Annotated in this window: 22 protein-coding genes; 9 read left to right on the forward strand and 13 right to left on the reverse strand. The window is 44.6% G+C overall.

Going from position 1 to position 20819, the window contains the following annotated elements; all coding sequences use genetic code 11:
• Nucleotides 1-196: 196 nt before the first annotated feature.
• From R7Q38_RS20470 to R7Q38_RS20505, 8 genes are all read right to left on the reverse strand, one after another.
• Nucleotides 197-1270, reverse strand: a complete 1074-nt coding sequence (locus R7Q38_RS20470) for a hypothetical protein (RefSeq protein ID WP_239938947.1) — start codon at nt 1268-1270, stop codon at nt 197-199.
• A complete protein-coding gene (locus R7Q38_RS20475) occupies nt 1267-2379 on the reverse strand; it encodes an ATP-grasp domain-containing protein (RefSeq protein ID WP_182016221.1) in 1113 nt (370 codons plus the stop codon). Before R7Q38_RS20475 ends, R7Q38_RS20470 begins: the two co-directional genes overlap by 4 nt.
• Nucleotides 2367-3635, reverse strand: coding sequence for a F390 synthetase-related protein (locus tag R7Q38_RS20480; protein WP_182016220.1), 1269 nt, complete (start codon nt 3633-3635; stop codon nt 2367-2369). The genes R7Q38_RS20475 and R7Q38_RS20480 overlap by 13 nt, the downstream gene beginning before the upstream one ends.
• Nucleotides 3623-4486, reverse strand: coding sequence for an MBL fold metallo-hydrolase (locus tag R7Q38_RS20485; protein ID WP_213969067.1), 864 nt, complete (start codon nt 4484-4486; stop codon nt 3623-3625). The genes R7Q38_RS20480 and R7Q38_RS20485 overlap by 13 nt, the downstream gene beginning before the upstream one ends.
• Nucleotides 4455-5441, reverse strand: a complete 987-nt coding sequence (locus R7Q38_RS20490) for an NAD-dependent epimerase/dehydratase family protein (RefSeq protein ID WP_053306722.1) — start codon at nt 5439-5441, stop codon at nt 4455-4457. The genes R7Q38_RS20485 and R7Q38_RS20490 overlap by 32 nt, the downstream gene beginning before the upstream one ends.
• Nucleotides 5438-6427 carry a ketoacyl-ACP synthase III gene (locus R7Q38_RS20495; protein WP_213906533.1) on the reverse strand — a complete coding sequence of 330 codons (990 nt, stop codon included), beginning with the start codon at nt 6425-6427 and terminating at the stop codon, nt 5438-5440. The genes R7Q38_RS20490 and R7Q38_RS20495 overlap by 4 nt, the downstream gene beginning before the upstream one ends.
• A 194-nt stretch (nt 6428-6621) precedes the next feature.
• On the reverse strand, nt 6622-7071 hold the full coding sequence (locus R7Q38_RS20500) for a YaiI/YqxD family protein (protein ID WP_005380310.1): 450 nt from the start codon (nt 7069-7071) through the stop codon (nt 6622-6624).
• A complete protein-coding gene (locus R7Q38_RS20505; RefSeq protein WP_005391777.1) occupies nt 7068-7361 on the reverse strand; it encodes a hypothetical protein in 294 nt (97 codons plus the stop codon). The genes R7Q38_RS20500 and R7Q38_RS20505 overlap by 4 nt, the downstream gene beginning before the upstream one ends.
• 932 nt (nt 7362-8293) lie before the next feature.
• Here R7Q38_RS20505 and R7Q38_RS20510 point away from each other — a divergent pair.
• Nucleotides 8294-8779 (forward strand): GNAT family N-acetyltransferase, encoded by a 486-nt coding sequence (locus tag R7Q38_RS20510; protein WP_213868692.1) that lies wholly within the window; start codon nt 8294-8296, stop codon nt 8777-8779.
• Here the strand turns inward: R7Q38_RS20510 and R7Q38_RS20515 are convergent.
• Entirely contained in the window at nt 8739-9038 is a 300-nt protein-coding gene (locus R7Q38_RS20515) for a DUF3301 domain-containing protein (protein WP_005380315.1), read from the reverse strand. The two genes, R7Q38_RS20510 and R7Q38_RS20515, sit on opposite strands and share 41 nt — an antisense overlap.
• A gap of 13 nt (nt 9039-9051) precedes the next feature.
• On the reverse strand, nt 9052-10089 hold the full coding sequence (locus tag R7Q38_RS20520) for a DUF3549 family protein (protein ID WP_213906534.1): 1038 nt from the start codon (nt 10087-10089) through the stop codon (nt 9052-9054).
• Nucleotides 10090-10165: 76 nt separating this feature from the next.
• On the opposite strand from R7Q38_RS20520, the gene R7Q38_RS20525 reads away from it, so the two are divergent.
• Both R7Q38_RS20525 and truC read left to right on the forward strand, forming a co-directional pair.
• Complete coding sequence (locus tag R7Q38_RS20525; protein ID WP_042521408.1) at nt 10166-10480, forward strand: YqcC family protein; 315 nt, start codon at nt 10166-10168, stop codon at nt 10478-10480.
• A 4-nt stretch (nt 10481-10484) separates the two neighbouring features.
• Nucleotides 10485-11255 (forward strand): tRNA pseudouridine(65) synthase TruC, encoded by a 771-nt coding sequence (gene truC / locus R7Q38_RS20530; RefSeq protein WP_171344493.1) that lies wholly within the window; start codon nt 10485-10487, stop codon nt 11253-11255.
• A 91-nt stretch (nt 11256-11346) separates the two neighbouring features.
• On the opposite strand, the gene R7Q38_RS20535 is transcribed toward truC, so the two are convergent.
• The 3 genes from R7Q38_RS20535 to map all read right to left on the reverse strand — a co-directional run bounded on the left by R7Q38_RS20535 (nt 11347) and on the right by map (nt 15484).
• Complete coding sequence (locus R7Q38_RS20535) at nt 11347-11730, reverse strand: DUF3461 family protein (protein ID WP_171344492.1); 384 nt, start codon at nt 11728-11730, stop codon at nt 11347-11349.
• 142 nt (nt 11731-11872) lie between these two features.
• On the reverse strand, nt 11873-14497 hold the full coding sequence (glnD, locus tag R7Q38_RS20540; RefSeq protein ID WP_017636037.1) for a bifunctional uridylyltransferase/uridylyl-removing protein GlnD: 2625 nt from the start codon (nt 14495-14497) through the stop codon (nt 11873-11875).
• A 108-nt stretch (nt 14498-14605) separates the two neighbouring features.
• A complete protein-coding gene (gene map, locus R7Q38_RS20545; protein WP_005380326.1) occupies nt 14606-15484 on the reverse strand; it encodes a type I methionyl aminopeptidase in 879 nt (292 codons plus the stop codon).
• A gap of 384 nt (nt 15485-15868) precedes the next feature.
• On the opposite strand from map, the gene rpsB reads away from it, so the two are divergent.
• The 6 genes from rpsB to R7Q38_RS20575 all read left to right on the forward strand — a co-directional run bounded on the left by rpsB (nt 15869) and on the right by R7Q38_RS20575 (nt 20813).
• A complete protein-coding gene (rpsB, locus tag R7Q38_RS20550; RefSeq protein ID WP_005380327.1) occupies nt 15869-16597 on the forward strand; it encodes a 30S ribosomal protein S2 in 729 nt (242 codons plus the stop codon).
• A gap of 132 nt (nt 16598-16729) precedes the next feature.
• Nucleotides 16730-17575, forward strand: coding sequence for a translation elongation factor Ts (tsf, locus tag R7Q38_RS20555; RefSeq protein ID WP_005380328.1), 846 nt, complete (start codon nt 16730-16732; stop codon nt 17573-17575).
• 147 nt (nt 17576-17722) lie between these two features.
• Nucleotides 17723-18448, forward strand: coding sequence for a UMP kinase (gene pyrH, locus R7Q38_RS20560; protein ID WP_005380329.1), 726 nt, complete (start codon nt 17723-17725; stop codon nt 18446-18448).
• Between the two features lie 100 nt (nt 18449-18548).
• On the forward strand, nt 18549-19106 hold the full coding sequence (gene frr / locus R7Q38_RS20565; protein ID WP_005380330.1) for a ribosome recycling factor: 558 nt from the start codon (nt 18549-18551) through the stop codon (nt 19104-19106).
• Nucleotides 19107-19202: 96 nt separating this feature from the next.
• Nucleotides 19203-19958, forward strand: coding sequence for an isoprenyl transferase (locus tag R7Q38_RS20570; RefSeq protein WP_318114338.1), 756 nt, complete (start codon nt 19203-19205; stop codon nt 19956-19958).
• Between the two features lie 12 nt (nt 19959-19970).
• Nucleotides 19971-20813 carry a phosphatidate cytidylyltransferase gene (locus R7Q38_RS20575; RefSeq protein ID WP_005385351.1) on the forward strand — a complete coding sequence of 281 codons (843 nt, stop codon included), beginning with the start codon at nt 19971-19973 and terminating at the stop codon, nt 20811-20813.
• Nucleotides 20814-20819: the final 6 nt, after the last annotated feature.

Raw genomic sequence — 20819 nt, forward strand, 5'->3', positions numbered from 1 at the left:
GTGAGTTTAAAAGCGAGGGAGTAATCGCGCTGAGTTCTTTTAGTTGTTGATTTCATAACACTCTCCAATTTTGGGGGTAGAAAGTGTCAACCTTATTTAGGACGGCACAGCTCCATTATAAAAAGCCTGCGAACGTCGCAGGCTTTTTTATCGATTGAGACTGTGTACGCAGGCTTACCTGATTATAGATGTCGGTTTATAGCTGAAAACGTATCAACAAAGGGCGATAAAAGTGCTGAGTGAGCCAGCATAAGCTTTTCCAAATTATGCGTTTGTACCAAGGTAAGTGCGCAATATAAACATAGCTAAATTCAATTTCTGGCCGGGCTTTTCTGTTGCGTTTAAAAGCCGGAGCGCCTGAGCTCATATTAAAGCGACGCTGGTATATCATGGCATGGCGGATGGTATAGGCCGATATTCGACGATACAATGCGAGGCGTTGTGGCTTATTGGTATCGTAGCCAAAAATTGGGCAAGTCATATCATTATCAATTTCTACAATGCCTAACGTAGCCAGCATCTCTTCTTGATAAAACAGTCCCACTAAATGTACTAATTTGTTCTGGCTCGCCTGTTTTAAATATTGGCTTGAAAACTGGATGTTATTGAGGCTGTATTTATCAAGGTAAAGCATGTCATATAACTCTTTGGCACGCTGAAATTCTTCATCAGTGGTCAGTGGCCTAAACTGCCAATCTTTATCATTAAGCAGTTTGAAGTCTTTCGTTAAATCTCGGTTGAAGCTGAACGCTTGCCAATCATCAAGTAAATACACTTGTCGTGTTACCAAGCTTTGCCATTTTGGCTGCTTCAATCGCTGAATTAAGTGTAAATGCTGACGCTGATTGAGGGAGCGAAGCACCAAGGGAAAGGTGGGGTATTGATCGAGTGCGACGCGACGCAGTTCATCGAGATTTAAGGCTGCCCATTGTTCGCTATACATATTGGTGGACAAGCACTGATTGTTGAGCGTTTGGACTTGATCCAATCCAGCCAGTGATAAGATTGGTTTAGTCATATTAATAAGTAACTTACATACCCATCGAACAGCCACATTTTTGACTTTGTGAAGCTCTTCTTCGGCGTAGCCACTAAGCAGTGTCATAGGGGACACGGCATAACAGTTGTTTGGTATTTTTGGTGTTACGGAGTAGGGAATGGCAACATCATCGATATAGTAGCAACCAAAGCTTGCTGTGCATTCATCAATGGGATTCGACTGCATAAGAGTGAAAAAAGTTTTATGCCATTCTTGAGAGGAAAGTGTCATGAGTTCAATGCCTCTCCATTCCACTCAATATCAACGGTAGAAGCGTCGCTCCACTTCGTCTTGTTCTGCCTAGCTAACCGGAGTAATTCAAACATACTCCGGATTTGGCTCCCGGCCGGTAAGTTATGCTGTTGCATCACATTCACTCCAGACCACCAATCTTGCCAAGTTCGAGCCTTGAACAGGGATAATCCACCTTCCGCGATGAGTGTTATTGGACCTAAATGATGCAATCGCTGCTTGGAAGGACTGGTAAACTCCATATTAGGAAGCAGTTGGTTGCATCGAGACGAGAGTAGGTGCAAACCACTGGTGGCTCTTGGGTTACATTCAATCACGTAGAGTTCATCTTGTGATTTGATGAAGTCAAACGACACTTGCCCATGATAAGTATGACGTTTACCAAAAGCTGCGATAAATGTATCTAGTCGTTCGCACGAGATCGGCTGAAAAGCACTGGCGGCCGAGCCGTTTACACAGTATTTCGGCACATAAGCTTGGTGTGCTTTAAGGTCACCATGTTCAAAAATGGCATAGTTACACACCGGAGTCCCATGGATTTTTTGTTGCTGAACCCAAGGGTAAAGGGGCGATATCGTGGCGGCAGAAATAGACTGAGTTGTCACATCTCTTATGACTTGCCCGCCAAACCGAGAGTAAACGGGCTTTAGAACGGTTCTCTTATTAATTTCAATCTCACTTTTATCAGCGACCAAACGAGTTTTTGGAAGTGTGATTTCTGGCAAACTTTGAAGCTGTTCAAAGACGGTCAACTTGTTGTGCAGGGCATTGAGTAGTCCCACATTGGGCAGAAAAAAATCTACTTCTGGGCATTGTTTGGCAACATGAGCCAAGTAATAAACTTCTTCACAAGTGGGTATCACTATATCAATACGCATCTGAGTAATGATTTTTAGGATCTGCTGTTGATAGGTGGGAAACGCAAATCGAGGTGAAGCGGTGGGGATATAAGACTCGATGCCTCGCAAAAACGATCCTAGAGGTTTTTTTAGCGAATCGGTGAGAATTACGTCATGTCCATGATGAATACACATGGTTACCCACTCTAGTGCAACTGGTGCTCGGGCTCCGGTGATTAAGACCCGCATATGTTCACCACACGTCGTTGTTTATTCATTGGCGTCCAAATAGGCGCAGGGCGGTAACTAAATCTGACAGGATCAAGCCGCAATTGGTCAAACAACTTTATCAAGGCTTGATGTATAACCCGATGGTGGTGAAAATCCGCTTCAATTTGAATGGCTTGTGACCCTGTTTGGGTGATTCGGTAATCCACGCGACTTTGGGCGGATAGTGTTATAGCGCGGTAGATGAGATCTGGTAACACCGTCACTGGGACCTGGTTTGCGTTTAGCGTGAGGCGATCACCACATCGTCCGGCAATCGCGCCAAGAGGTTCAAATACGCCATTATCCTGTTTATTCTCAATAATATCGTCGAGCTGATAACGAATAATTGGCTGAGTTTTACGACGAAAATCGGTAATGATTGGGCTGTAATGAGTACGTTCGGTATTCAGCCAATGTTTTTCGATGTAAACAACATCTTGATTCCAGCGCATTTGTCCATGCTGATCCGTACATGCAAGAAAACCTTCGGTACATTGATAGACTTCATGGAGTTCGCTGTCGAACCGTTGAGAAATAAAGTGACGGTCACTCTCAGTTAGGACTTCTGCACCAGAAATGATCCGCTGTGGTTGAATTTCGGGTTGACCAAATTGACCGCTGAACTGGGCACAGAGCTGAAGAGCTTGCGCACTACCAACCAAAAGCGTGGGTTGGAACTCATCTAGCTCTTTTATCCATTCTTGGTAAGGTTTGGTTAAATCGGCATAAAAGAATGTAACAGGCCCTTTCGCGACGGATTTATACAGTGGGCTGTTGGCCCGCAAGGCTAGTGCAATTCGGTGCTTTTGCCATAGGCTGGGCAAAAGGCGAGCCAATATATTGCCGGCCCACAGTTGTGTTTCCTGCTTGTCAGCAAGAAACAGCCCGCGCATGCCTGATGTGCCCGAAGAAAGCCCAACCGTAACATCGCCAACTTTCGAAGCGGCAAAGTTGCGTGACTGCTCTGCTTTGAGTGCCTGCTGCATTAACTGTTCAGCATCTAAGCCCTTCGTATTCAACTCTGAAAGGTTCTCCATCATGGTTTGCTTATTCATGATAGGGAAATCACTGAGTGGTGCACCTTGAAGTGAGCGGTAATACGGTGAATGGCGGCATACCCAATCCAAGTGTTGCGTTAAGTGTTGTTGCTGCCATGTTTCGACTTGTTCCCTTGAGCCGAAGGGGCGGTAGCGGGTTCGCCAGAATTCTGAGATAAGCGTTCTCACTTCATCCATCCTTCTTTGATTAGCTGCTGGATAGTTTCCTGACAATGTGAAGGCACGAAGCGAACAAAGTGGTGGGTTTGTTGGTAGCAACTTCTCAACTCGGAGAGGGTGTTTTTATAGGCTTTTGTATCATCGCAAAGCATGTTCGCCAGCCAATGTTGATCGATATTTTCACTCAAGCTCTCAATTAACCAACATGCATCGGCGAGTAAGAACAGCCAACTTTGGTCTCTTTTAACTAGCAAGCCCACTTGACCCGCAGCATGGCCTGGCAAGCTAACCATATAAATGAATCCGTCGTCGAACATGTCTTTACAGAGCAAATTAACACCTTGGCACTGAGGAATAATTTGGCTGATTGGTACGGAAAAGTCACTATGAATGAATAAGTTAGATTCAAGTTGTGGAGGAAGTAGAGCTTTTAGGTATCCTTTTCTTACGCCTCCAATTCGACCACTCTTAGTAATTGCATCCACCCCTTTTTGTTGGCAATGCAATTGAGAGTGGGAAAACTCAGAGACGGCCGCAATGTGATCAGCATGGAAGTGGGAGAGCACTAAGTGTTCAATATCATGAGGTTTGAGACTTTCTTTTGCTAACTGCGCAACAATTCCGTGTTCTTTTTTATAGCGACAAGGTGTTGTCCAAGCATAAAAACGTTCAGGGAAGGGACGAGTCGCGCTAAAAAAATGCTCGTGATATCCCGTGTCAAACAGGATGTTGCCTTGTGTTGGGTGCTGAATTAACGCAACGGCTGCCGGAAATGCTCTAGGCTTGATACCAGAACCTGGTTTGACAACAAAGCCTGGGTGTACGCAGTGTCCAGCCTCAAAGATTTTTATTTTTAGACCAGTTTGCATACTGCTGTATTCCTTCTTGAATTGAAAAAAGCGGTTGGTAATTCAGTGTTTGTTTAGCCTTGCTGATATCCAGAGTTTGATGATAGTTAAACAATCCTGCGCTGTATGAGGTGAGCCTTGGTTCTGGCTGATGTGGTAAGTGCCTTCGTATTTGCTCACTGAGCTTTAATAATGGTGATACAACGCCATATGGTAATGATTGTAACGTTACTTTTAGGTTTAACCCCTCACATAAAGCTTGCAGAACAGTCTCAATTGGCATTGGTTCGTTGTTGGAAATGTTGAACACATCACCATGCTGAAGTCGGTCTGCCTGAGTGCAAGCGAGCATCGCTGCATGGGCAACGTTGTCGACATAGGTCAGATCAACCACAGGATTTCTACCTGATGGCAGAAGCAGAGTGTTGTTTTTTATCGCCTTAAGCACTCTTGGGATAATCGCGCGATCATTGGGTCCAAAAATGCCACGCGGCCTTAAAATGATCGCTTTACTTCGGCCTTTTACGGCTTCAATTTCCGATAGGTATTTTGTGTGTGCATAATCATTACACCAGTATGAAGCTATGGCGTCGGTTTCTCGAATATTCCAACGGTCTTGATGGTCAAAGTAGACGCTGGTGGAGGAAATATGGATAAAACGCGAGATTTGATGGGTATTAGCCGCATTGACGAGGTTTTTGGTGGCATCTACATTGGCTTGATAAAACGCCTGCCACTTTCCCCATGGGCTTGAGAGAGCGGCACAATGGATGATTGCATCCATACCTTGGCATACCGCATGAACTGCTGAGTGGTCTCTTAAATCGACTATATGTGGGATAACATCGAATTGCTCGGCGAGTTGTTTAGCGATGACTGTGTTTCGTGCTGTAAAATGCAGTTCATGCTGCTGGTGAAACATTCTCAGAATTGCGCTACCCAACATCCCGCTGCCACCAGTGACCAATATCTTCATAGTTTTAGCACTCCCATCCCTAGTGACAACCCTGCGGCGGTGCCAGCTAATAACACATGTTTTCCTGCGGTTTCTGGCTGATTACGCAGCCAGTGTAAGTTAATTGGGAGTGAGGCGGCGACTTGGTTTCCCAAAGTCGAAAAGTGATTAACGGTTTTCTCTGTTGGTAGCCCGGTGAGTGAAGGCAGTTTTTTTAATCCATGCGCGCTGGCTTGATGAGGAAGAAAATAATCAATATCGCTGAGTGTTACCGGAGAGGCGTCAAACCCTTTTTTTAGAAACGCTGGTAAGGCTTTACGCACATGTTTAAAGAGTGCTTTGCCCTCCATCTCAAACTGGCAACTTTTTAAATAGGCTTGATGCTCGGAGGTATGCGGATTGATATGACTACCTCCGCCCTTAATTTGACAAAATGAATACCCGGTATGATGCGTTTCAAAGTGACTGGTGAGCAATCCATCATCGTTGCGTTCTTCGAGCAAAAATGCGGCGGCACCGTCTGCGAATAGCGTTGCAACTTCTGGTTTGAGCGTAAAATTTCGATTCAGTGTGATGCCAGTGGCGAGTTCGCTGGTGACAATAAGAATCCGACGGTATCGTTTTGCTAAGAATAGACTCTGAGCAAGATCAAGCGCAGAGAGAAAGGATAAACAGGTGCTGTTCAAATCAAAGCTTTCTAGCCATGTTGGAGCGTCTAACGCGGCGAGAACCGCTGAGGCGTCGTAGGGTAGAGACTGGTGGTGTGTGCCGCTAGCGTAGATAAGAAGATCAACGGAGCTTAAGGTATGTGTGTTTCCTAAACACTGCTCTATTGCCTGCACTGCCATGTAAATAGCGGTCTCTTTTGTATTGGCTACATGACGATATTCAACGTCGAATTTATTTCGGCAGGTCCCTGGCGCTAATTTTAGTAAGCGATCCATCTCTCGAGCAGACCATTGATTCGTTGGCAGGTAGCTTCCACTGGAAACGATGTTAAAGCCCATTATTCTCTATACACTTATTAAAAACGTCGTTCAAAATAAACCACGTTGCATATTGAAGCTATGGCGAGCAAGATGAAAAATAAACAGAACAAAACAAATGGGAGTAAGAGCACGCTTTGGGTGCAATGCTGAGAATGAGTTTTCAGGAATGAGCCAGGCTTTGATATGCTGGCTCAATATGAATAGAGTGAGGGTTACTTCTTAAATTTCGCCAAAATACGATCCAAATGGTTTGCAAATTCGCGTCGATCGGTTTGAGAAAGCGCGGCGGGCCCACCTGTCTGAATTCCGCTTGAACGCATGGTTTCCATAAAGTCGCGGATATTTAGGCGAGCTTTGATGGTGTCTTTTGTATAGAGCTCGCCACGAGAACTGAGGGCTTGAGCGCCTTTAGAGATAACCTCATCTGCAAGCGGAATATCTGACGTGATCACCAAGTCGTTGGCTTCCACACGCTTGACGATTTCGTTGTCTGCGATGTCAAATCCCGCAGGGACTTGCAGCGAGTGGATGTTGTCTCTTTTCGGCACAGGGACAACGTGGTTAGCGACAAACGTACATTCAATCCCCGTACGCTCGGCGGCACGCACAATGGTTTCGCGAATAACTTTCGGACACGCGTCTGCATCTACCCATAACTTCATGATGATTTCTCACTGAGTTTCGCTTCTAACTCTTCAATACGAATGGCTAGCATTTTTACGGTGCGCTCTAGGGCTTCAAGACGATCATTATCGGTGTGGTGTTGTGCTGCGATTTCAACCTTGGGTACGCGTTGAGCACTCTTCCAACTTTTTATTGCGGTGATTAATGCTGGCATTGGAACTGGCGTTTTCAAGCGTGCTTTCACTAACGCTACGGTTGGCTCTTTTCCTTGTTGTTGCAACTGTTCCATTGCCGCTTCTAATTCTTTAGTAACGTCTTGAGTTAACATTTTTAATCCTTAACAACGATATATCTATCATCATACGTTGAGTGCGCTAATTTGGCGAATGGCATTTTGGAGAGTGTAGTGTGAGAGATCTCTTACATAGGTTGTGAGAGAAAACGATTTCGTAAGCGGAAAAAGAGAAGCTGAAGAGCTTAAGTTTCTGATAAATAATGATTTAACAACTTATTAACCAATGTGAGAGCCAAATATTTATCTTAGATAGATTGTCTATTTTTGGAAAAGGCGTAAATTGAGAGTTGTCAGCAGGAAGCAGACATGGAACAGGAAAGCACCAAGGATTTGGTTATCGTCAGGAAGACGATTTGGTTGGTCAGGATGATTAATCAAGCATGGAGCGTAGGACATTGTAAGGATACTATCATCAATAGGATGTTGATGACTAAGGATAGACAATGGACCCCTCTAGGATTGAGGTTATGGACAGCATCAGGAAGATGCAAGGGACACCGCTCAAGGAACAAGTGACGTGTGCTAACGAGGAATGTTAGCAGTCAGGATGATAAGGACACCGCTAGGACGGCGACGTAAGGAATAAGCTGACGGAATCAGCCACTATTATGGATGATGCATGGAGCACTTTTAGTAGCCGGACTGCTGCGAGTAAGACCATGACCCCGATACTTATGTGTCGGGGTCTTTCTTATATAAAAACGATATCCAGTGTTCTCATTGAATTAAGCATCTCGATGTTATTTGGGGATATCAATATCACAAAATATATAAATTCCTAATAACACTTAATAAAAAACAACTCAGATCAATATCCTTTCCAACCAGTTGGTTTAACTTTCGGCTTCTCTACAAGGTGTTATGCCCGCAATCATTGAGCATGTTCAGCTCATCGAGTTTGTGATCTGCGGATAGATTAAGTTTGTTGTAATCAAGGAACAGATGTGGCCATAGTAACCAGAAGAATGCTTCTTCTACCCTACAATGAGTCGTTGCAACTAGAATTCGTCATGCTGAATTGCTGTGCGAAAAACCGTGCTGAATTGAATGGTCCGTATACAGTTGCGTCTGCCAAACAGATGTTTGAGAAAATACTGGATGATGAGAACATTTATAGTATGGCAGTGCTAGAGAGCACCAGTCGTGACTATATGGGGCACGTGTTCATTGCTAATCTCGATTCCGAACCTGAATTAGGGTTTATTTTTGATAAATCATATTGGGGTAAAGGGTTAGCAACAGAAGCACTAAAAGCATTTTTCCCCAAAGCGTGCAGTGAATTGGGCTTGAATAAGGTGAAAGCTAACGTGAATAGCAATCATCAAGCTTCTATGGCAGTACTGAAAAAGCTGGGATTTGTTGAAACAAAAGAAAGTAAGGATATATATGGTCCTTACTTTGAAATGGAATTTACAAGCGATGCGGTGGTAGGTGAAAGTTCTGCGGCCTGAAACCGACCATGGTTAACTCTCCTTGGTAGCAATCGTCACCAAGAGATGAAAACTCAAATTGATACACCGTATGCCAACGCCAGACTCCGTCTGGCGTTTTTAGTTTATGGGCACCAAAGGCGATGCTGATTAATTGGAGATCCAATTGCTCACATTTACGCGTGATGGCCGCTTTTGCGAGTTCGGCTTGGCGACGCTGTTGCCAAAACAGGTAACAGAAAAAGCAGAGCCCTAAAATTGCTAAAAGATCACCAATCATTCCTGAACCTTTCTTAGCTTTTTGTTGTTTGTTGTAAGCTTACTAGCGCATTTGCTAGTTCCTCTGATGGGTTTGAATGCAGTAAAGGCAATAACACCATTCTTAACTCTGGCAGCATCACTAAATCGGCAAATAACTGATTAAATAGGGCTTGATTACCGGTTTGAGCTAAACGCAGCAAAAACTGTTCTGCTACCTTTTCATTGGCGAGTAAGTGCCAAGCGCGACCCGCCACACCAATCAATACCTCCTGATGGCTTAAACGAGGGCTATGCAATATCGCATCTAATACTGGAGAGGCGACTTCTGTTGGTGCACCAGCAAGGGCTCGGATAAGTGCTGAAAGTAGGAAGAGATCAGGTTCGCTACTTGCGATTTCTTGCTGTGCCTTTTCCGCGATACGTCCTGCTAAACGCTCTTGAAGCTCTACGTGCTCAAGCGCACCTAATAGGGCATAAAGTGGCTCATTTGGTAGGTGGTTCAACGCTTTGCGTATCATTACCCCGTTTTGCTCTTTGTCCAGGCGAGCGGCTATGTCTGTGATACCTTGCAGACCTACAGTTTGCCAATTATCCCAGCCTAAACCTCCAGAGAAGTAATGCTGGGTATGCTCGTAATATTGGCTGGTAGGAAGATTGAGGTTTGCGCGGACCTGGCTATGAAACACGGCCATTTTATCTTCGGAAGGTTTGAAAGTGTATGGGTTGTTAGACAGCTTTTGTTGTTGCTCTTCAGTGATATCATCATTGAGGCGTGTTCCCATAGCCTCCACGACGTATTTAATGAAATTGCCGATATCCGCTTGCTTTAACAAACCGCGCTCGTCCAATTCAAACTTTAGAAACCAAATCCAAGGTTGCTTTTGTTCATTCCAATAAGCGATGGCAAGGTGTGCTTTACGCTGCATTGGAAATGGGTAAGGTGCTTGACCTTTTTCTACATCGGTAAACTCTTTCTTAGCGATGGTTTTGATACGGCGACCAAGATCGAAGATTTGATAATCACAGTGGCTGTTGTTCAACAGTTGAGTGAGGGTTTGAATGTTTTCCATTAAATACGACGTCCTAACGTTCTTTTCACAAGAAATGGTATCATTCTCGGCTAATTCAAGGTTCGAGATAGAATTAATGGTAACAAATACTCAATTGGTCGACTTACTTCACCAACTTGAAACGCAGCTTAGAGAGCATAAATTGTGGCAATACACTATGCCTTCAGAGCAAGCCTTACAAAGTGCGGAGCCATTTGCGATTGATACATTGCATCCTCATGAGTGGTTGCAGTGGATTTTTATAGCCAGAATGCACGCACTAGTGAAAAATAACCAACCACTGCCAAGAGGGTTTTCTCTCGAGCCCTATTTTTCAGAAGCGTGGAAGCAGGAACCGCAGTTCGCCGAGCTGCTCGTTACAATCCGAACCATTGACGAACTGTGTAAGTAAACGAATGCTAGAACAAGAACTAACGCGATCTTCAGAACCAGTTGAGCTGGAGATCGTTTATCAGGATGAATATTTTGTAGCGGTCAACAAGCCTGCAGGCATGTTAGTGCATCGCAGTTGGTTAGATAAACACGAAACTCAGTTTGTCATGCAAACTTTGCGCGACCAAATTGGTCAGCATGTGTTCCCATTGCATCGTCTGGATCGCCCAACATCTGGTGTGCTCGTGTTTGCGTTGTCGAGTGAAGTCGCATCACAAGTCATGCCGATGTTTGCTGAACATAAAATGGAAAAGACATACCACGCAATAGTACGCGGTTGGATTGAGGAAGAGGGCGTCTTGGATTACGCGCTCAAAGTCGAGTTAGACAAGATTGCTGATAAGTTCGCTTCACAAGAAAAAGAAGCGCAAGAAGCGGTGACGGAATATAAGCCGTTGGCTAAAGTGGAAGTTCCCTATTCGACGGGTAAATTTCCTACAACGCGTTATTGCTTAGTTGAGATGAAACCTAAAACGGGGCGTAAGCACCAACTTCGTCGTCATATGGCACATCTACGCCATCCGATCGTGGGTGATACAACGCACGGGGATGGAAAGCACAACAAGCTGTATCGCACAGAGTTTGAATCTCATCGTCTGCTACTGCATGCTTCAGAGTTACGGTTCATCCATCCATTTACCGATCAAGAGATTGTTATGACGGCTAATCTTGATGAAACTTGGCAGCAATTGTTTACTCGATTTGAGTGGGATGAATCGATGATCAACCGATAATCGGCGCAGTTAGATCTAGATAATGATTGGGTACAAATAAAAAGGGTTAGCATCAATGCTAACCCTTTTTTAATATTTAAGACTTAACGTTTTACTTTAGTTTTGCGAGATCCGCTTCGATCTCTGCGATCTTGCTCGAAACGACTTTTTCTAAATGACGAAGGTCTGAAAGAATTTTCTCTTTTACATCAACCTCAGGTTGTTTCGTTGGCTTAGTGATTTTATTCAGCTCATCAATGACTAATGTGAGGTTACGGTTGATTTCCGTTACTTCTTTATATTTGTGACTGCCACTATCAACAAGAACATTTTTGATTTGGCGTGGGTATTTGAATTTAACGCTTTTAGCGAATAGTTCGCCTTTTTGCTTGTGGAAATAGATCTTGAGTACGTCTTTGTGTGCTTCTTGGCGTAGGGAATAACGTTCAATCTGCTTAGGGTCGTGAATACCCAAACCAGTGAGGTGGGGATACATAGGCTACCTCTATTACATCGAATTGATATTGATATAACTGTAGCAGCCTATGTATGAGCTAGATAGCTGATATTTAGCCAAAATGCTTAACTTGTGGGCAAGATCGCTCTCGCCCTGAACCGAAAAGATTGGCAGGTTTGATCTAAGCTGCGACCTCATCAGATAACTTTTCGATCAATCTCTCTCTTAGCTCATCTTGCTGTTCTTCACTTAACCTTCCCCCTGCATCACTGGTTAAAATAAACAAGTCTTCTGCTCGCTCACCAATGGTGGTGATTTTGGCACCGTGAAGGTTGATATTTAAATCAGCAAACGTACGGCCTACTTTGGCCAACAGCCCTGGTGTGTCTAGCGCGACAAACTCCATTAAAGTGTGTTTTTTACCTTTGGTTGGTAAGAAGTCGACTTTGGTTTTCACGTTAAAGTGCTGAAGTTTGTTCGGAGTACGGCGCGTTTTAATCTTGGTTGGTCGGCCTGCCTCCAGTACATGAGTGAGGTGTTTAATCACCGCGGCGTGACGAGACTCATCGATCGCTTCGCCATGTTGATCGAGTACCATAAAGGTATCAATCACGTGCCCATCTTTGCTGGTCATGATTTGTGCGTCGTGTACATTAAAATTACGCCTATCTAACTCCGCCACGACCGTCGCAAATAAAGCAGGCTGGTCTTTCGTATATACAAACACCTCAGTGCCGCCACGAGTGGCTTTTTTACTGATCAACACCAAAGGCTTAGTCGGATCTTCCATGCGAAGTAAGTGTTCGCAGTGCCACGCGATTTGCGTATGAGTATGACGAAGGAAGTAGTCAGCTTTGAAGCGTTGCCACAATACTTCAATTTCGCGCGCGGCAAACCCCTCTTTGCGCAGCATTGCGGAGGCCATTTGTTGATTGTGGCGAATTCGCTCACGCACATCGACAGGGTTCTCTAGGCCTCTACGTAAAGCACGTTGTGTGGAGTAATACAGCTCCGCAAGTAAAGTTCGTTTCCAAGCATTCCAAAGTTCTGGGTTGGTTGCACAAATATCTGCAACTGTCAGGCATACAAGATAATCGAGAGATTCTTCGTCTCTGACTTTTTTGGCAAACTCGGTAATGACATCAGGATCATAAATGTCTCGGCGCTGTGCGGTGACAGACATTAACAGATGATGTCTTACCAACCAAGCGACAAGTTTCGCTTCGGGCTTCGATAAACCATGCTCAATGCAGAAGTCGTACGCTTCTCCTTCACCGATAATCGAGTGATCGCCGCCACGACCTTTCCCGATATCGTGGAAAATAGCGGCAATAATCAGCAGCTCTTTCTTTTGCATCCGAGGGTAGACGTCACAGCAAATTGGGTGCTTCGCATGATTTTCTGGGTCACTAAAAGTGTTGATGTGTTTAAGTAAGCGAATACTGTGTTCATCAACGGTGTAGGCATGGAATAAGTCAAACTGCATTTGACCAACAATCTGACTCCATTGCGGTAAATAGGCCGCCATAACCCCTAATCGGTGCATGAGACTGAATGCTTTGTGCAGAGCATTAGGGTGACGACATAACGCCATGAACTTTTCACGCGCAGCAGGAATGGTGTGCAAAAACTTGTTGAGCCGACGGCGAGCGGTGCGCAGTTGACGCAGCGTTGGTGGGCTCACCCCTTCAATAGTCGAGTCGTTAGCAATATGTAAGAACATATCCAGAATAGTTTCTGGGCGAGCTTGGAACAATGCGGGTTTCCGCGCTTCAATTAAAGAACCGCGACGTTGAAAGTCCGTATCGAGAATCTCGGCACTTTCTGTTGCCCCACCATTAATGATCGCTTGGTCAAAGAGTTTGAGTAGCATTTTATTGAGCTCTGCCACACGACGAAGCGTGCGGTAGAACTCTTTCATCATCATTTCTACGCCTCGATTGCCTTCTCCGACGTAGCCTAGATTTTCCGCAACTTGTGCTTGATGAGCAAAGGTCAAGCGGTTGTCATAGCGGCGAAGCTCCATGTGCAGAGCGAAACGTACTCGCCAAAGGAAGTCCTGACATTCAACCAATTCTCGGTATTCTGCGTCAGTTAAAAATCCGTATCGGCTCATTTCCAACAATGAAGTCGCACCAAAGTGACGTCGAGCGACCCAGCTTAATGTATGAATATCGCGTAGCCCGCCAGGGGTTGATTTAATGTCCGGTTCTAAGTTGTAGGTCGTGTCGTGGTAACGTGCATGGCGTTCGCGCTGCTCTTGAATTTTAGCGCGGTAAAACGTCTCACTTGGCCAGAAGGAGTCTGATAACACGACTTTCTTCAGTGCCTGAAAGGTGTCCTCGCTTCCACACAGCAGTCGCGCTTCTTGCAGGTTTGTCGCGACCGTTAGATCGGCTTTACCAATTTCAGCACATTCAGTAACGGTGCGAACAGCGTGTCCGACCTCGAGTTTTAAATCCCACAACAGCGTAATGAATTCGCTGATTTTTGCTTCTAACGCGGTTGGCAGTTTATTGTTCGACAGAATCAAAATATCGATATCGGAGAGCGGATGCAGCTCGCCGCGTCCGTAGCCACCAACGGCAACCAGAGAAATGTTGTAAATATCCTTGAAGCCAAAATGTTGCCACAAACGATTGAGAAGCAGATCCATATATTCAGCTCTGGCTAAAACCAAGCTTGTTACCGGATGATGATTGAGAAACTCTTGGTTTTGATTAGAGCTAAACTTCTCTAATTCTTGTTTGAGTTCACCGATATTGATTTGTTCATCGGAAAAGGTAAGAGGGGACTGAAGTGTCATATTTGCCATCCGTGCAAGCTAATCTAATAACAATCTAACAAATTTGCGGCAGATAAAAAATATCCCCGCCGAAGCAGGGATATAGTAAACAACGAGTGGTCGTCAGCTTTACGCGTTTTTCATTAGGCGAGGAATCGTATCGTCGCTACGAAGCGTCAGTACTTCACAACCTTCTTTTGTTACAACAATGGTATGTTCCCATTGCGCAGAGTTCTTGCCGTCGCCCGTGTAAACAGTCCAGTCATCTTGTGCATCAACAGAGCAACCAAATTTACCTGCGTTAATCATCGGCTCAATAGTAAAGCACATGCCTTCTTTTAGTACGCGGCGGTCTTTGTTCTTGTAATGAACCACTTGTGGTTCTTCATGGAACTCATCGCCGATACCGTGACCACAGAAGTCTTTCACAATAGAAAACTTGTTGCGAGGATTGTTCTTGTTGTTCTCTTTGATGTACTTCTCGATAGCTGTACCGATGTCACCAACTGTTGAACCTGGCTTAACGGTACGCATACCAACGTACAGTGCTTCTTGAGCTACCATGCACAGACGTTTGTTTGCAGGCGAAACATCACCGACTAGGAACATCTTAGAAGTGTCACCATGGTAACCCTGAGGACGCACGCTCAGATCGGCATTCTCATCATTTGGAACGATTACGGTAATATCAACGTTTAAGATGTCACCATCTTTTAGTACCGCCGGTTTCATTTGGCCGTTGCTACCGATTTCGTCTTTTTCCGCTGGAATACCGTGGCATACGATATGGTTGATTGAAGTACAGATCGACTTAGGGAAACCATGGTAATCAAGCGGAGCAGAGTATGCGCCTTTTTCTAGAGCGTACTCATGACAGATTTTGTTTAACTCTTCTGTCGTCACACCAACTTTGATGTGTGGTTCGATCATTTCTAGAATCTCTGCGGCTAGCTTGCCCGCAATGCGCATGCGTTCTATTTCTTCAGCAGTTTTAATCTTGATTGACATTGGCTTTCTCTACTTATTCCTAAGCACGTAAACGTGCGAATGACCGCATTCTATCAGACATCGGGGCGTTAACCCAAGTTAGATAGGAATATGCATCATTCTTAATTCGATCATATGTTTAAAGTTTTGCTTATAAATAGGAGAAAGTGGCTCGGTGAAGAAATAATTTTTACTAGCCACAGTGAGCTAAAATATGGTATAAAGCGCGCCGGAATAGAGGACTGTTCTCTTCGTTTAGCAAAGTTAAGCGGCGAAGCAAGCTTCATCCGAATAACCTTTTATCTTTAAATCACACACATTCCGTCACATATTCCGGGGTGCTGAGCAGAAGCTTGGTCGGAGTTATGGGGAATGTGGAGGCCTAACCCCATAGAGGATTTTAAAATGGCAACTGTATCAATGCGCGATATGCTAAAAGCTGGTGTTCACTTCGGTCACCAGACTCGTTACTGGAACCCAAAAATGAAGCCATTCATCTTTGGCGCTCGTAACAAAGTTCATATCATCAACCTAGAAAAAACTGTACCAATGTTCAACGACGCTCTAGCTGAACTAGCTAAAGTTGGCGAGAAGAAAGGTAAGGTTCTATTCGTAGGTACTAAGCGCGCTGCATCTGAAGCTGTTAAAGAAGCTGCAATCGCAAGCAACCAGTTTTACGTAAACAACCGCTGGTTAGGCGGTATGCTTACAAACTACAAAACAGTTCGTCAGTCTATCAAGCGTCTAAAAGAACTAGAGACTCAATCTCAAGACGGTACTTTTGACAAACTAACTAAGAAAGAAGCTCTAATGCGTACTCGCGAAATGGAGAAGCTAGAGAAATCTCTTGGTGGTATCAAAGACATGGGCGGCCTACCAGACGCTCTATTCGTAATCGACGCTGATCACGAACACATTGCAATTAAAGAAGCTAACAACCTAGGTATTCCAGTATACGCTGTGGTAGATACTAACTCTAACCCAGACGGCGTTGACTACGTAATCCCAGGTAACGACGACGCGATCCGCGCTGTACAGCTATACCTGAACGCTGCTGCTTCAGCAGTATCTGAAGGTCGTAACAAAGACGTAGCTGCAGTTGCTGAAAAAGACGGTTTCGTAGAAGCTGAATAATAGCGGCTCTGTGTCACACTTGGTCTATGTGAAACCTTTGTGTAGCATAAACTAAGTTATAGTTAGCAATGGGGGCCGACAATGTTAGGCCCCTGTTTTTTACCTTATTTCGAATCAAACGAGGAAGACAGAATGGCAACTGTAACTGCTGCTCTAGTTAAAGAACTTCGCGAGCGTACTGGCGCTGGCATGATGGAATGTAAGAAAGCGCTTGTAGAAGCAAACGCTGACATCGAACTAGCAATTGAAAACATGCGTAAATCTGGCGCAGCGAAAGCAGCTAAGAAAGCTGGTAACGTTGCAGCTGAAGGCGCAATCATCATCAAAGAAGAAAACGGCGTTGCTGTTCTTCTTGAAGTTAACTGCCAAACTGACTTCGTTGCTAAAGACGGTAACTTCACTGCATTCGCAGAAGAAGTTGCAGCTGCAGCTCTAGCTTCAAAAGCTTCTGTTGAAGAACTACAAGCACAATTCGAAGACGCACGTGTAGCTCTAGTAGCTAAAATCGGTGAAAACATCACTATCCGTCGCGTAGAATACGTTCAAGGCACTGCAATCGCTTCTTACCGTCACGGTGAGAAAATCGGTGTTGTTGTTGCTGGTGAAGGCGACGCAGAAACTCTTAAGCACGTTGCAATGCACGTTGCTGCTTCTAAGCCAGAGTTCGTTAACCCAGAAGACGTACCAGCTGACGTAGTAGAAAAAGAGAAAGCGGTTCAAGTTGAAATCGCAATGAACGAAGGCAAGCCTGCTGAAATCGCTGAGAAGATGGTTGTTGGCCGAATGAAGAAATTCACTGGCGAGATCTCTCTAACAGGTCAAGCTTTCATCATGGAGCCTAAGAAAACTGTAGGCGAAATGCTGAAAGAAAAAGGCGCTTCAGTTTCTACGTTCGTTCGCCTAGAAGTAGGTGAAGGTATCGAGAAGAAAGAAGAAATGAGCTTCGCTGAAGAAGTTGCAGCAGCTCAAAAAGGTTAATCCTTAGAGACTGTATAAAGATTAGACCGTAGCCAAGGCTGCGGTCTTTTTATGAGCAGTGAACGATTAGCCGTGATGAATAGCCATAACTGAAGTTGTGTCTATTCATGACTGTTAATCAACAACTCTCTTTGGAAGGTAAACTCCATGACTACGAACCCTAAACCAGCGTATCAACGTATTCTATTAAAACTGAGTGGTGAAGCTCTTCAAGGTGAAGACGGTTTTGGTATTGATCCTGCGGTCCTTGATCGTATGGCACAAGAAGTTAAAGAACTGGTTGAACTGGGTGTTCAGGTTGGTGTAGTTATCGGTGGCGGTAACTTGTTCCGTGGTGCAGGCCTAGCTGAAGCTGGTATGAACCGCGTAGTTGGTGACCACATGGGTATGCTTGCTACAGTAATGAATGGCCTAGCGATGCGTGATGCTCTTCACCGTGCATACGTAAATGCGCGCGTTATGTCTGCAATCCCTCTAAAAGGCGTATGTGACGACTATAATTGGGCTGATGCGATCCGTGAGCTTCGCCAAGGCCGAGTTGTCATCTTCTCTGCTGGTACTGGTAACCCGTTCTTTACAACGGATTCTGCTGCTTGTTTACGTGGTATCGAAATTGAAGCGGATGTCGTACTAAAAGCGACGAAAGTTGATGGTGTATTTACTGCTGACCCTGTAGCAAACCCAGACGCAGAGCTGTATGATAAGCTATCTTATGCAGAAGTTCTGGATAAAGAGCTGAAAGTTATGGACTTGGCGGCGTTTACGCTAGCTCGTGACCACAAAATGCCAATCCGCGTATTTAATATGAACAAGCCAGGCGCACTACGTCGCGTGGTTATGGGCGAAGCAGAAGGCACGCTCATCAACGAATAAGCTTGGCTTAAGGTGCCACTCCAAAGCGTTAGGGTGGTGCTTGCTTTGCTCAACCGTTTTAGGCTTTCTTCAGGAAAGATGACATTTTTAAGGTGAAACTGTGATTAACGAAATCAAAAAAGACGCGCAAGAGCGCATGGATAAAAGCGTTGAAGCGCTTAAGAACAACCTTTCTAAAATTCGTACAGGTCGTGCACACCCAAGCCTACTATCTGGTATTTCTGTAGAATACTACGGTGCAGCAACACCTCTAAACCAAGTAGCAAACGTTATTGCTGAAGATGCACGTACACTTGCAATCACGGTTTTTGATAAAGAGCTGACGCCGAAAGTAGAAAAAGCGATCATGACGTCTGACCTTGGTCTAAACCCTATGTCAGCTGGCACTATCATCCGCGTTCCACTTCCACCGCTAACGGAAGAACGTCGTAAAGACCTAGTTAAGATCGTCCGTGGTGAAGCTGAAGGTGGTCGTGTTGCTGTTCGTAACATCCGTCGTGACGCAAACAACGATCTTAAAGCGCTTCTAAAAGATAAAGAAATCTCTGAAGATGAAGACCGTAAAGCACAAGACGAAATTCAAAAGCTAACTGACGTTGCAGTTAAGAAGATCGATGAAGTTCTTGCTGCAAAAGAAAAAGAGTTGATGGAAGTTTAATACTCCCACACACATCACTGTTGGAAAACGCTGTGCTCACAGCTCAGCGTTTTTTTATGTTAGTCTATCCAACTGATGGAACTCAATTAACTCCCTATGCAAAATTCTCAAGCCTTCTCTGATTCCCTTCCTAAGCATATTGCCATCATTATGGACGGTAATGGCCGTTGGGCTAAGTCCAAAGGAAAACCTCGCGTATTTGGTCATAAAAAAGGCGTTAGTGCCGTTCGTAAGACCGTGGCTGCTGCTTCAAAACTAGGCATTAGAGCCATGACGCTGTTTGCTTTTAGTAGTGAAAACTGGCGTCGTCCGGAGGAAGAAGTGGGTCTTTTGATGGAACTGTTTATCACGGTCCTGTCTAGTGAAGTAAAAAAACTACACAAAAATAACTTACGGTTGCGCGTGATCGGTGATACCAGTCGATTTAGTGAGCGTCTACAAAAGAAAATTGTAGAAGCAGAAAACCTAACGGCAGATAACACGGGTATGGTGATCAACATTGCAGCCAACTATGGCGGTAAATGGGACATCACAGAAGCTGTTAAAACGTTAGCGCTAAAAGCACGTAACGGTGAAATTCGTGTAGAGGATATCAATGAGCAGCTAATCACTGAGCATTTGACCATGGCAGACCTACCGGAAGTGGATCTTTTAATTCGCACCAGTGGAGAGTGCCGCATCAGCAACTTTATGTTGTGGCAAATGGCTTATGCAGAAATGTACTTTACACCAGAGTACTGGCCAGAATTCGATGAAGACAGTTTGGTAGAAGCTGTGACTTGGTTTATCAACCGAGAACGTCGTTTTGGCTGTACAGGTGAACAAATAAAGGCATTGATGGCAGCTCAATAAGGACTAGTTAGTTTGAAACAGAGAATAATAACAGCACTAATTTTAGCTCCCCTGGTTATTTTAGGCATTTTTAAATTACCGCTAATGGGCTTTATTGCCGCTTTAACTGCAATAACGCTATTAGGTTTTTGGGAGTGGACTCAGTTTACAGGAAGCAACTCTCGCATTGCTGCCCTTGTGCCGGCAATCATTATTACCGGACTTAGTTTTCTATACATCTCGCCTGATGCATATAGCCTCAATCACTTAACGACACCTCATTATGTCGTCTTGGGTATTGGTTTTGTTTGGTGGATTATTGCTAGCTTAATGGCGATTACTTACCCCAAAACGACGAAATCTTGGCAAAGTAATTTTGTTTTACGTCATGTATTTGGTTTTCTGACATTAATCCCATTCCTTTGGAGTGTGATTATTCTCAGAGCGTATGACATCACTGTAGATCCATACCACGGCGCAAAGCTTGTGTTGTACGTTTGTTTCTTGGTATGGGCTGCAGATAGCGGCGCCTACTTTGCAGGCAAAAGCTTAGGCAAACGTAAGATGGCTCCTCATGTAAGCCCCAATAAAACTATTGAAGGGCTAATTGGCGGCATTATCACGGCATTAATCGTAGCGTGGGCATTTGCTGATTGGTTCGACATCCAGTTCACTAGCCCTGTCCATATGGTGCTGATTACGCTAGTGACTGTCGTTATTTCAGTGCTTGGTGATCTGGTTGAAAGTATGTTCAAACGTGTCTCAGGCATTAAAGACAGCAGTAACATTATCCCAGGGCACGGTGGTGTGCTAGATCGTATCGACAGCCTAACCGCAGCATTCCCAGTTTTTGCTCTTCTTTACTACGTATTCTAATTTATC

Source organism: Vibrio sp. Vb0598 (assembly GCF_033338935.1).
Classification (GTDB): Bacteria; Pseudomonadota; Gammaproteobacteria; order Enterobacterales; family Vibrionaceae; genus Vibrio; species Vibrio alginolyticus.